Source organism: Bacillus sp. 204(2023) (genome assembly GCF_037027505.1).
GTDB classification, from domain to species: domain Bacteria; phylum Bacillota; class Bacilli; order Bacillales; family Bacillaceae; genus Bacillus; species Bacillus subtilis.
Genome location: NZ_JAXCHE010000002.1, coordinates 489,875 through 504,596, shown reverse-complemented (window position 1 = coordinate 504,596; position 14,722 = coordinate 489,875). Strand labels below are relative to the sequence as shown.

The window sequence follows — 14,722 nt, the reverse complement described above, 5'->3', positions numbered from 1 at the left end:
TTATTTGAAAGTTTTCCAAAACATATCTTTAGAAGCCCCTGAGTCTGAATGCACTTTTTCCTGCACGTTTTGAGCTGATGGTTTGATTAAAACGGGCTGCCTATTTAATTCCGGCAAAGGCAGAGGTTTTCTGCTAATTGGACGAGCAACCGATTCATTCCAGGCTTCTATAATGAGATGGGCGTTCGTTCCGCCATCTGCAAAACAATTAATTGCCGCAGCCGGCGTTGTCTCCTTCCACTCGGCTTGCGATCTGCTGAAATACAAATCTGTTTTTTCTATATCAAAATACGGCATATTTTCATTACCTGACAGGAACGGAACCAATTGTCTATGCTTCAGCATTAAAGCTACTTTAATCATGCTCGCAATCCCCTCTGCACATAATGGATGGCCGATGTTAGGTTTCACCGATCCCAGCCCTAACGGAGCCTTTGATTCAGAACGGTAAATGGACTGGATTGCCTTTAATTCAAGTAAATCTGTTACTGCCGACCCCGATCCGTTCGCTTCGAGATAGCTGATCTCTTCAGTCTTTTTGCCGCTTTTTTCAAGCGCTGACAGCATGACGTCCTTTTGTGCCTCGAGATTCGGAGATGATGGGCCAGCCGTTCTTCCATCATTATTAATCGCAGCAGCTTTAATGACTGCATATATGGAATCTCCGTCTTCAAGCGCTTTGCTGACGGTTTTGACGAGAACCATGCCCACGCCTTCTCCTAAAATGACACCGTCTGCCCGCTTATCAAAAATATGGAATGACGGTTTGTCACATAAAAGTCCGCGCTCATAAAACATTCGATGCGCATCAGCATCAAGCAAACTGACGCCGCCTACAACCGCTGCCTCAATATCTCCGCTTCGCAGAGCCTGAATGGCCATATTCAGCCCCACCAGCGCAGAGGAACAAGCGGTATCCAGGACAATACTTGGTCCCTTCAAGTCAAAAAATTGTGAGATGTTAGCTGCTAAATAGTTTTGTCCGCCAGCGACTATCGGATTTTTTGCTTTTGAAAGACTGGCCGGATCAGGCTTGTGCTGGCTGCGGCCTCCTATATAAACACCAGCCCTCATGCCTTTCACTTCTTTCTCTGTATAACCCGCGTGATACCACAGCTTCAAGCTTTCCTCCAATACAGCCAAAGCTTGAGGGTCCATCGCTCTGACATCGCTTTCGGACATCATGAAGAAATCATGATCAAATCGGTTCATTTCATCAATGAGGCCCGCGTAATTTGGGCTGGAGTTCCCGAATCGTTCAGGCGGAACAGGCGCAATCGCAGACCGTCCATCACGTATTAGTTCCCAGTATTCCTCTAGGGTTTCTGCTCCTGGGAACCTGCAACTAAGACCGATGATAGCGATGTCCTCAGCAAGAAGTGCCGTTTTTTCATGGCTTAGCGGCCGCTGTTCTGGCACCAGCTTCTGTTTCATTGCTGATTGCGGCTTGAGAGGTGTCTGTTTCTCAGGAACAGATGGCTGTAAAACAGCTGATATGTCATATTTCGAAATGAGCCAGTGTGCAAAGGATTCTATTGTCGGGTATTCAAACAAAATTGACGGATCAATATCTCCATTTAATTGTTGGTTCATCTGCTGTACCAGCTGGGCCAATATAATCGAGTCGATTCCGTATTCTTGGAAAGGTTCATCCGTTTCAAAGTCTTCTGCAGCTATTTTCAGTTCATCTGAAAAAAGAGTTACGAGCCAGTCGACTGTTTCAGGGAACAGGTTGCGAGTGCCGGTTTGCTCTTTCGTCTCAGGATGCGAGAGAGCTTCGACAGGCAGTGACGGCTGCATCAGCTTGTCCGGCTTCCAACCGTTTGTATCTGGTACTGCCGGCAGCACGACAGCATACTGTCTGTCTGATAGAATCTGGTCAAGCAGCTGTAATCCCTCGTCGTTTGTCAAACTGATCAATCCAGTTTGTTCTAAAGCTTTGCTTCGCACCTCGCCTAAACCGGTCTCCTTCCAGTTAGGCCACTGAATGCTTACAATGGGACATTTATCTTGATGAGCCTCCGCAAAATAATCCATAAAAGCATTTGCCATCGCGTAATCAGCTTGTCCTGCTGCTAGTGCAGGGATGGCCGCTGATACTGATGAAAACAAGGTGAAAAACGCCAATGGTTCATCCTGAAGCAGGTCAAACAACGTTTGCAGACCTTCAACTTTCGGTTCAAGCACCTGTCCGATCTCTTCTAGTGATTTTCTGATAAAAGCCGGGTTTTGCTTGTTCACCATCCCGGCACAATGGATGACTCCGCCAATCGCCCCCATTGTTTCGTGTATTGTCTTCAGGCTCTGTTCGACAGCAACCCTGTCTGTGAGAGCCAGAGACAGCACCTGAACTTCCGCACCCATGTCTTCTAGCTCTTGAACGGCTTTTATTTTCTCGGCAAGCGAGGCCATTTTTACCGAATTCCACTGGTCACGCGGCGGAAGCTCTTCACGGCCGATAAGGACCAGCCGCTTAACGCCGTATGTTTTCACAAAATGCCGCGCACACAGCAAGCCGAGACCTCTTGTCCCGCCTGTAATAAGCAGGACTTTGTCTGTTGAAAACGATACTTGCTTATGACTAAGAGCGGCTTCTGCTGGCTGCTCTGCCAAATATGCGCGATATCGCTGTCCGTTTCGATAACAGACTTCTGATTCTGTGCTCTTGGCATAATATTCAACTGCAATCAGTCTGGCCAGCTCCTCAAAAGAGGTTTCGCATTCCATATCTGCATGTCTTGAAGTAAGGTGGCTGTACTCGCTTTGAAGCATGCGGTATAAACCGGCCCGTGAAGCACCAGACAAATGAACAGCGTCATTTGCGTAGGCCTCCAGCCCCTTTGTTACACCTAAGATCGTCAAATGATGCTTGCTTGTACGTCCTTGCTCGATCAGCTTTTGGAGCCAGTTTATCCAGCCCATAGAATGCTCATGGCTCGTTCCGCACCCGATCAGATCGATTGCTCCAGCAACGTGTTCATAGTCAGCAGCAGATACCCGATCCAGCTCTTGGCTGTCAAATATACGGTATGTCGAGAAATACGTCGAAAGCTCTTCCGCTAATGCCATTGTCTCCTTATTTGCCAAAATGGCGACGGTTTGATTCGTCATTTCTGCCGGTTCAATCAGACAAGGCTGCCATTGTTTACGCAGAAAGCAGCGCTTTGGCATCAGTTCGGATTGAGGCAGAGCTGTAGCAATGGTTTCGGGTTCACCTTCTTGAGTTGGCAGCCAGTAATACTCTTCCGCGAACGGATAAGCAGGCAGGCTGATTCGGCGAGGCCTGTATTCCCGATAAAGCTTGTTCCAATCTATCTGCAGCCCTTTCACCCATAGCTCTGCTACTTTCTCCAGCCTTTTTTTCTCTATCCATGTTTGCAGCAATGCTTTGGCATCATGATCCGTTTCAAACAGCTTGATTTCGCTCTTCTTCGTTTTCACGTGAGCAGCAAATATGCTGCTGTTCGGCATTTCAGCCAAATAATCATCTAAAGCTTTGATCAGCATTTCTCTCGAATCCGCCAAAAACGCCATGCGATAATCCATTGCTTCCCGGCCCGTCTGAAGCGTGTATGCCATATCCTCCAGATCGATATCTTCATTGGAAGTTACGAAATCTTTCATTGCTTCCGCATAGGCCTTCAATTGCTTCTCTTTTTTCGCTGAAAGTACAAATAATGCTGAGCGGTGCTGCTTTGTTAATCGATCGTTCCTCTTGTCAGGCTGATATTCCTCTATCACAATATGGGCATTCGTTCCGCTATATCCGAAAGAGCTCACACATGCTCTCCGCGGTTTTCCATCACCCGTTTCCCAAGGCTTAAGCTCCGTATTTACGTATAAAGGAGAATGCTCAAATTCAAAATGCTCATTCGGTGTCGTGAAGTTCAATGTCGGCACAAGTGTTTTATGATTCATGCACAATAACACTTTTTGAACCCCGGCTACTCCTGCCGCCGCGGATGTATGGCCAATATTGCTTTTGACGGAACCGATTGCGCAAAACTGCTTTTTGTCTGTTTTTTCTTGAAATACGGTGGACAGAGCTTCTAATTCAATTGGATCGCCTTGTTTTGTTCCTGTGCCATGCATCTCGACATAACTGATACTCTCAGGATGTATGCCGTATGTTTCATATATGTCTCTTTCCAGGTCCATTTGGCTTTTCGCACTCGGTGCTGTGATTCCGTTTGTTTTCCCGTCCTGATTAATACCCGAGCCAATGATGATGCCATAAATATGGTCACGGTCCGCTTCCGCATCTTTCAGCCTTTTCAGAACCAGCGCACCCGCACCCTCGCCGGGCACAAAACCATTCGCGCTATTGTCAAATGCTTTACATTGTCCATCAGGTGAAAGCATGCCGGCCTCACACATACTCATGTAAGATTCCGGCGTCAGGTATAAGCTGACCCCGCCGACCAGCGCCATATCAATTTCTTTGTTTATAAGTGCCTGCCGCGCTAAATGTGTGCCGACCAATGAAGATGAACAAGCGGTGTCAATAGGAATCGCAGGCCCTTTTAAATTAAGAAAATACGGAATACGCGCCGCAGCGATCGCAAAGCTGTTCCCCGTGGCATTTGCTCTTGCCTGCCGATTCAGCATGACCCCGTATTCACTGCTCATAATGCCGAGATATACACCGCATTTTTTCTCATTTAAAGTTCGAGCGTTGTACCCAGCGTCCTCAAAGGCTTTATAGCCTTCCTGCAAAAAGATTCGATGCTGCGGGTCCATCAATTCCGCTTCTGACGGCGGAATATTAAAAAACAACGGATCAAAATGTTCAATATCATCAAGCATCCCCATTGATTTGCAGTAGACTTTCCCTTTTTTGTTGAGGACAGGATCATAGTATTTGTCTACATCCCACCGTGATGTTGGAATGTCCCGAATGGCATTTCTCCCATGAACCAGGTTATCCCAGTACTCTCTTACATTACGAGCGCCCGAGTATCTTCCCGACATCCCGACAATCGCTATCGCATCCTCCGGGCGGTCTTGACGAACAGAGACTTGTTCCTTCTCATGTTCTTTCTTTATAGGATGTTGAACAGACTGTAGCGGTCGCTCTGCTGGCTTTTGCTGGGCTGCTTCGAAAGAGTCAGTATGCTCTATCTTTCTATCATGATGAGTTCCAAGCTCGGACTTTAGCATTTCGGCAAAATCACGTATCGTTGGATAATCATATACTCTGGTTACCGTAAAAGACGTTCCGTATTGCTTGTTCACCGCTTTTATCCATTCGAGTCCGGTAATCGAGTCCATTCCGATATCTATGAACGCTTCGTCAATATCCACCTCGTATGGCTCCATGTATAACACGTCTGCTATGCTTTCCCTCAATTTTTCATGCAGCGTTTCAATTGCTACAGTATATTGTCTTGATGCAGATATTTCTGCCGCTGCATATTGAATCGTTTCTTCAGCCTCCTCTTGCACTGGCTGATGATGTTCTAACGGCTGCAGAGATATATTAGCCGGTTTAGCAGCAGGTACCGCTGTTCTTTGTCTTATCGGCGTGTACGTCTCCGTTTGTTTTTTCTCCCCAGCTTGTGTGCTTAACTCATGTGCTAAGTAAACAGCGAAATCACGTGTTGTCGGATAATCATATACCTTTGTGACATTTAGTGATGTGCCATACTGTTTATTTATTGCTTTTATCCATTCGAGCCCGGTAATCGAGTCCATACCGATATCTATGAATGCTTCGTCTGGATCAATCTCGTTTTGGTCCATGTACAGCACTTCCGCTAAGCCCGCTGTCAGTTCATCGCACAAGGCTTCCGCCGTGATCGTCTCTGTTTCTGTATCTGATGGAACCAGAGGTGCTGTCCGCTCCAAACGATCCTGATTGGTCATTAAAGGCTGTAACGTAATATTGGCAGGCTTGCCGCTGGCTTCTCTGGCTACAGACGGCTTTGGAATGACGGGCTGTACTGGAGCGAATGGCTCCTCCGTTCTTTTTTCCTCAGCCTTTGCATGTACGTCTATCCAATAGCGATCTCTTGCGAAAGGATAGGCAGGTAAACTGATGCGCCGCGGTTTTTGATCCTGATATAGCGTGCTCCAGTCGATTCGCAAACCTCTTACCCACAGGTCTAAAACCTTCGCATATTTTCCTTTTTGCAGCCATGCCTCAATTGTTTTTGACATATCCTCATCAGCAGCAAAAGCAGCAATGGCTTCCTTGTTGCGCTTTACTTGTCCGCGATAGACATATTCACGATTTTCTGTTCCAGAGATACATTCATTCAGCTTTTCTTCAAGCTCCCGCATCGATTCCGCAACGAACGCCAGCCGTTCGTTCATCGCTTCCCGTCCGACTTGAAGCGTATAGGCAATTCGGTGTAAATCTGCTTCAACATATGTTTGTTCACGAATGGCATGCAGCAATCGCTCCGCGCGTTTCTGAAGTCTTTCCTCATTTTTTGCTGAGAGCACAATGACAGCCGGCTGTTTCCTCCCTGGTAAACGTTCCTCCACAGGTTCCGGAGCATACTCTTCTATTAAAATATGGGCGTTCACACCCCCGGCACCAAATGAAGAGACTCCTGCGATTCTCGGTAATTCGATGTCTTTGCCATTGACACTGATGATCGGCCTCTTCCACTCTTCTAGCTCTTGCTGTACTTTAAACGGCGAGTTAAGGAAATCAATATTCGGGTTCAGCACGTTTGAATGCAGGGAAGGCGCAAGCTGCCTGTATTTCATTTGGAGCAATACCTTCGTTACTCCTGCGATACCTGCCGCACTCTCACAGTGCCCGATATTTGATTTGGCTGACCCTATTGCACAAAATTGTTTGTCATCGGTTTCTTGCGTAAACACTTTGGACAGCCCTGTGATTTCAATAGGGTCACCGAGAGAGGTTCCCGTGCCGTGTGCTTCGATGTAACTGACTGTCCGCGGATCAATCTTCGCTTCCACAAACGCCTTTTTGATGACATCTGCTTGGGCATTTGGATTGGGCACTGAGTACCCGTTTGTTTTTCCCCCGTGGTTAATGGCTGTCCCCTTAATGATTCCATAAATGTGATCACCATCTTCAACTGCTTTAGACAATGGCTTCAGAAGCACTGCTCCAACGCCTTCCCCCGGCACATAGCCGTCTCCGCCCTGTCCGAAGCTTTCACACCGGCCTTTGCTGGACATAAATTTGTTCTGCCCGAGCATCAAATATTTATTTGGATGGATTGACACATTCACGCCGCCCGCGAATGCCGCCTCACACTCTCCGCGCTGCAGGCTTTGGCAGGCCAAGTGGATAGCCGTTAAAGAAGAAGAACACATGGTGTCTAATGCAATACTCGGTCCGTGAAAATCAAAATAATAAGATACCCGGTTTGCGATGGATGATGGATTTCCCGTTAAAGCCAGAGACCTTCCCCGCACCTGCTCTTGTGCCCCGTACAGCTGATATTCTTCGTACATGACACCGACGTAAACACCGACGCTTCCGCCAAGCTCAGCATCACGCTTACGGCCGAGGTTCTCTCTTGTATAGCCTGCGTCTTCCATCGTTTCATACACGCACTGCAAAAATAAACGCTCTTGCGGGTCCATTAATTTTGCCTCACGCGGCGATATATGGAAAAACTGCGGATCAAACTTGTCTACATCCTTCAAGAAGCCTCCCCACTTGCTGTAGGTTTTTCCAGGCTTGTCTTTATCGTCGTCATAATAAAGACTGTGATCCCAGCGGTCTGCAGGAATTTCAGTAATACAGTCTCGACCGTCTCTCAGGTTTTCCCACAATTCATCAATGTTGTCTGCCTGCGGATAGCGACCTGAGATACCGATGATTGCGATTTCTTCCGTTTCCTTCTCTCTTAACTGCTTCTGCTCTTTATCTTGCAAAGGAAGAAATCCAGACTTTCTTGGGGTAACTGGGATTTCTTGTTTTTCAGGTTCTGATTTTCTTTCAACAGAAGGTTTTCCTGTTTCAATTCCCAAGATGTCCAGCAGTTTTTCTCTGTGGGAATCAATAAAATACCGTGTTAATGAGCGAATATCCTGATATTCAAAGAACAACGTCTTGGACAAAGAACCGAATCCTTTTTCTAATTGACCCGTTACATGCATGATCATGATAGAATCGATCCCGTAATCCTCGAGAGGAGCTTCAGCATCAATCTGGCCGGCTGGCAGCTTAATCACCGAAGAAAGCACCTGTTTAAAATAGTTCTCCGCTTTTTCTCTTAGTATCTCTTCATCAATTTCCCCGATCATGTCTGCTTTTTCTGCCTCCTGATTGAGACTGCTTTTTTTGATATTGTGAGATTGGCCATTGCCATGTCCCGTTTCATGTAAAAATGCACGAATCCGATCAGTAACACCGGAAGCAACTAACACTTGCGGCTTTCCTGACGTCCAGCCATGATATAGCGCCTGAATCCCACGATCTGTTTCCATGGCCACCATGCCTGTTTCTCTTTTCAGCATCCTTGCAGTTTCCGCATCAATTTGCATGCCCCCGTCTTTCCACAGCGGCCAGCACACTGAAAGAGTTTTTCCGTAACGCTTGTGCAGCTCTGCTTGGCCATTTCGATATTCGCTGAATGCATTCATAAATGCATTGGCCATTGCATAATCAGCCTGTCCCGCGCTTCCTACTGCTCCGGCACCTGAGGAAAAAAGGATAAAGAAATCGAGCGGAATATCTTTCGTTGCTTCGTCAAGGTGAACCAGTCCTGTGACCTTTGGAGCAAGAACGGTTTGAACCTCTTCTTTCTTTTTCTTCATAATGAAATTATCTTTTATTAAACCGGCGCTGTGAATGATGCCATCTAAGTCTCCGTAAACGTTTTGGGTTTCTTTTAATAAGGCATCAACCGTTTGTTTGTCAGCCAGATCAGCTTGTCTGTAAATCGCTTGGATGCCAAGTTTCTGTAAGGCTTGAAGCTTCTTCTTCTTCCTTTCATCAAGCGGAGAGCGTCCTGTCAGGATCACAACCGCGTCATTCGTTTGGTTCGCAATTTCAGTTGCAAAGATGAATCCAAGACCGCCTGCACCGCCTGTGATCAGATACACGCCTTTATCCTTCCATGGCATGTCAGCTCTTAGGTGCTCACCAGATACTTCTTTCCACTTGCTTACAAATCGCTTTCCTTGCCAGTGGCGGATATGCGTGTCACGCGGATAGCGTCTGTTTTCCTCCAATATTTCGAATAGGTCACCAGCTGACATCCCGGTTTCTATTTCGATCAACTGTCCTGTCAGTTTTGGATTTTCCAGTTCAGCCGTTTTGAGCAATCCAGTTAAGCCGCTTAATAGCTGAGGCTCGTCCAACGCAGGCACCGCCACTTGAATGAATGTATGTCCCCCTGTTTTTGAGTGCATTAGCTGTTTGATTTCTTCAAATAACTGTATGGCATAACCTTCAAACCGTTCATCAATTGTCTCTGTATCATGCTGCAGAACTGTACAGTCAAGATGATTTTGGAGGCTTTCCATTTGTTCTCCAACATCACAGACAACGACTTTATGTGTGTCGTACTCTATGAGCTCTTGCCTCTCTGCAGCACGTTCTTCCCAAATATGTTCGAACAATAGCGTGTCAGTCGCTTCAGAAGGATCTTCTTGACCTGTTTCTAACACTCTTGCAGAATAGCCCGTCAATCGCACGCAAACCTGCCCCTCTTCATTGCATAAATCGATATCAAGCTTCTGCATACGATCCCCAGCTGTACTGCCCTCGCTATATGTGATCCGCGCCCACATAGATGCCTCGCAGCCTTTGAAGATTTGGACATCCTGTATGGCAAAAGGCAGCATTGCCTTTCTGTCTTCTAAACTCGTAGCTCCTCCCAGCCTCAAACCGATAGATGCTTGAAATGCCGAATCTATCATGCTCGGATGCAGAATATAACAGTCTTCTGTATCAGAGATTACAGGAGGCATCGTCAATTTCACTAGAACTCCGTTTTCGCCGGCATATAGGCTGTCGATCGCTCTGTGGCTGTCACCATAATGAATACCCATTTCTGTATAAGCCTCGTAGCAATCAAAAGGTGACACCGTCCGGCCATTATAGCTTGCCTTCAGTTCTTCAATGTTGATAACCGGATTTTCACCAGCCTCACAAAGCACTGCACTCCCTTGCCCATATACAATCGGCGACTCCTCTGCGCTTTCAGGGTCCCGGCAGATTTCAAATGTAATCTCACCATTCTCCTTAGGATATAGACGTACATCTATATCTTTCTGCTGTTCCGTGACGGCGAACGGCCGGACCCAGACGATATTCCGGAGCCGGAATCCTGCCGGGAACTGATCCGCAGCTGCCCTTTCCACAGCTGCCCGAACCATCTCCAATAAAGCTGCGCCAGGTAAAACGTGTTCGCCCTTTATGACATGATCCTTCAAGAAAAATTCACGTCCTGTAAACGCTGAACGGAAGCGGACACCCGATATGTCGGACACATTTTGATGCAGAAGAGGATGCAGGATGTGCCGCTCCTGTTTTGAACGATCAGTCTTTTTCTCCGCTTTCGGCACCCAATAACGCACCCTCTCAAATGGGTAAGTCGGCAAGCTGATCCGCTTTGGTTTGTTTCCCTCGTAAAGCAGCTTCCAGTCAACACCAGATCCGTTCGCCCACAGCTCCGCAATTTGATCGAGTTTTCTTTGCTCCAGCAATTTATGTACCGATTCGGCGGGACGCGATGGTTCGCTTCCTCTTGACACGCGGCCCTTCCAGCAATGCTGAATGGCTTTTCGTCCTTCTATAAAAGCCTTCAATTGGTCACTCAATTCTTGAATTCCGGATGCTAAGAAAGAAACCCGTTCTTCCATCGGTTCACGGCCTACCTGCAATGTATACGCCAAATCTCTAATCTGAATCCCATTATGAAGAAAATCCAAGAGACGTTTTGCATATACACGGAGACGTTCTTGATTACGGGCAGAAAGCGGAATAACTGCGGATATGTCAGAATCGAAAGAAACGTCCTGCACCGCTGTTTGAGGAATATATTCCTCAAGGATAATATGTGCGTTTGAACCTGTTGCTCCGAAGGAACTGATCCCCGCCCGTCGCGGATAAGGGACGTCTTCCCCATTCTCCTTGATAACAGGCTGCTTCCACGTTTCTGTTTCATGCTGTACATAAAATGGAGACTTTTCAAAATCAACGTACGGATTCAGTTCTTCCGAATGCAAAGAAGGCACAAGTTTTTGATGGTGAAGCTGAAGGGCAACCTTGCTTAAACCGCTGATCCCCGCGGCGGATTCGGCGTGCCCAATGTTTGACTTTACAGAACCGATTGAACAGAACTGCCGATCCTGCGTATATTGGCGGAACGCTTTCACTAATCCCTGTATTTCGATCGGGTCTCCTAAGGACGTGCCGGTACCATGGGCTTCCACATAACTGATCGTCCGCGGATCGATTCCCGTTTTCTCCAAGCATGTCTCAATCAGATCAGCTTGAGAAACAGGGCTCGGCACTGAAATGCCGCTTACAGTGCCCACATGATTCACAGTACTTCCTTTAATAACCGCATAAATGCGATCTCCGTCTTCCTCCGCCTGGCGCAAAGGCTTTAATAAAACCGCGCCTATACCCTCGGCAGGCACATAACCGTCCCCATCCTTTCCAAACGTACGGCAGTGTCCGTCAGTGGAAAACATATCCCAGACCCCGTATGTCATATATTTATTCGGGTGCAAAGACAGGTTCACTCCGCCTGCTAACGCAACATCGCACTCACCGTGACGTATGCTTTCCAACGCCAAGTGCACTGCGGTCAAAGAGGATGAACATACCGTATCGACAGCCATACTCGGACCGTGGAAATTACAAAAGTAAGAAACACGGTTGGCGATTTGCGCATAGTTGAGCGAAAGAGGAAACACATTTTCTGCTGATGCTTCTTCAGCTCCGACTAATGTATAATCCTTGTGCATGACGCCTGCAAAAACTCCTACATGCTGCCTTTTATTTCGTCCTTTAGGCTTGGCCAACGTCTTTGGCGTATAGCCCGCATCCTCAATCGTTTCCCAGCATGTTTCTAAAAACAGCCGCTCTTGTGGGTCCATTGTCTCCGCTTCTCTTGGCGTGATTCTGAAAAATTGGGGATCGAAGCAGTCGGGATCATCAATAAATCCTCCCCATTTGGAAATGTCCTTACCCGAAGGAGATGTGATTCCTTCAAGTCGCTGCCAATCCCAGCGCGACTCAGGAATCTCGCTAACGCAGTCCTTCCCCTCTTTCAGATTGTTCCAAAATTCATGAATATTGGCTGCCTTCGGATACCTGCCCGCCAAGCCGATAATCGCAATGTCGCCTGCTGCCTCAATAGGTACAGCATGAGAAGCTTCAACAGTCTTACGATCGTTTATTGTGTCGGAAACGCGTTCTCTTTCATTCTGGCCAAGGTCAAGGGAACCAGCGGCACTAAAATGCTCAGCATATTCCTCGGCAAGAAACGCTGACAGCTCCGCTATGGTGGTATGCTCAAACAGAAGAGTCGGCGAAAGGCTCTCACCGATCTTATCACTGATCGTTTCTACCACCTCAAGCAAGCCCGATGAATTCAGTCCCATTTGGTAATAACCGACATGTTTTTCAACTTGTTCTACCGGCTTATTGATTTTCTCTGCGATTAATTGGCTTACGAACTGTTCAGCCCCACTAAAGGAATTAACGGGAGAAGATACCATGTCAGCAGGTTTATCACGCTCAGCAGTGTCCGCTCTTGTCATCTGTGTCTCCTGTGCATCTTGATGTTTTCCTCTAATCAGCTCCGCTTCTCGCACCAATTTGCTTGTAAAGTTTTTCAACTCAGCCACTTTTTCTCCCGACGCATTAAAAAATTCAAGTGTTACATAAATCAGCTCTTTTTCCCGCCGGACGGAGGAGCGCTTAATTCTTGTCATGCAATCCGTTTGCAAAAGTGCAGAAGCTGAAAAGGATTCATAGAACAGAGGCAAATACAGCCTCTGCTCTCCTTTAAGCAAAGATGTGAGCAAATGATTGGCACCCACCCCGCTCCCGTCTATGAGAGTCGGGTGAAACATAAAGCCTTCTGCGTGAAGCATGGCTTCCGAACCGAGAGAAAGCTCAAGAAGGACGCCGTCTTCCTCTTCATAGATGCAGCCACTTGCTTTCATATATTCGCTGTGCACCAATTCCTGACGTCTGCATTGTTCATATACATCATCAAGCTGAACAACGTTCTGTGCAGATGCTTTGATTTGACTGAGATCTAGTGTTTCTTCAAATATGGCTGGGGAGTCTGCGTGCATGTCAGCCTTCATATAGAGCTTTTCTTCTGAAGCTTCTTTCCCATCACGTTTTTCAATTCCCTTGGCTGTGATTTGCCACTGTCCTTCTTTTTTCTCCGCGCATTGGATATTCAGAACAATTACTGCATCCTGTTCCGCCGTCAATGGCTGATAGATGGATAAATTCCGCAGCTGAAGCTCTGAGCAGGAGAAACCGTGTTCTCTGAATATCTGGTAGATTATATCGATATAAGCCAATCCCGGCAGGACATTTTGTCCGTAAACCACATGGTGATAAATAAACGGATTTTTTAACGATAATGTGAGTTGTTTCGTTATCTTTTTCACGTTAGACCTCCACCTCATAAGTATCCCATATGTTTGCCGCAGTCATTTTTGAAGTCTCCGCTTCCTGCTTTGGCTCGCCTGGCGAAAGCATTCGTTTCTTTAATTGAGGAGGCGATATTGGACTGCGCTTGATGGCGTGTTTTTCATCTTTTTCCCACGCCTCTACGATGACATGGGCATTCGTCCCCCCATCGGCAAAGCAGTTAATAGCCGCAGTAGGCTGCGAATCTGTCCATTTTTCCAGGGCTCGGCTGAACGTGATGTTCGCTTTCTGTTGATCGAAATGCGCCATCTCTTTTTCACCTGATAAAAATGGGACAAAGCGGCGCTCTTTCAGCATCAGCACAACCTTAATGAAGCTGGCGATCCCTTCAGCACATAGCGGATGCCCGATGTTCGGCTTGATTGAGCCAAGAGAAAGAGGCGATGAGTGCCCAGAACGGTACACTGATTGGATCGCTTTTAGCTCAAGGAGATCGGTTACGATTGAACCTGACCCGTTTGCCTCAAGGTAGCTGATGTCCTCTGGTTTTTTTCCGCTTTTGAAAAGCGCATCTTTCATGACTTCCTTTTGCGCCTCAAGATTAGGTGTTGCAGGCCCCGCCGTTCTTCCGTCGTTATTGACCGAGGCCGCTTTCACGACAGCATATATGGTATCTCCGTCTTCCAGTGCCTGTTTTACGGTTTTTAGCATAACCATTCCGACGCCTTCACCTAACACAACTCCGTCAGCACGCTCATCAAACACATGGAAGGATGAATGCTTGCTTAAAATGCCGCGCCGGTCAAACAGCCTGTGAGAGGCATCTGAGCTCAGCAAGCTGACACCGCCGACTATGGCGGATTGAATATCTCCGCCACGCAGCGCCTGAATGGCCATATTCATGCCGACCAGAGCTGACGAGCATGCGGTATCAACTACAACACTCGGGCCGCGGACATCAAAAAATTGTGAAAGATTAGCCGCTAAATAATTTTGGCCGACTGTCACGATCGGATTCTTGGCATGATCAAGGCTGTCTTCATCAGGTTTGTGCTGGCTTCTGCCTCCGATATAAACACCGACGGCCTTGCCCTTTATTTCCTCAGGTGTATAACCGGCGTGATACAAGAGTTTCAGACACTCTTCCAACACGAGCAG

The 14,722-nt window shown here is 47.2% G+C and carries 2 protein-coding genes (1 of these 2 only partly in view); both read right to left on the bottom strand.

The window, feature by feature from the left end:
• Positions 1–13,599, bottom strand: coding sequence for a polyketide synthase PksL (pksL, locus tag WA279_RS06860; protein WP_336154764.1), 13,599 nt, complete (start codon positions 13,597–13,599; stop codon positions 1–3).
• Positions 13,583–14,722: the end of a polyketide synthase PksJ gene (pksJ, locus tag WA279_RS06855; protein ID WP_336154762.1), read on the bottom strand. It continues 13,983 nt past the right edge of the window; the window shows 1,140 of its 15,123 coding nt (coding positions 13,984–15,123); its start codon lies beyond the right edge, outside the window; the stop codon is at positions 13,583–13,585. Before pksJ ends, pksL begins: the two co-directional genes overlap by 17 nt.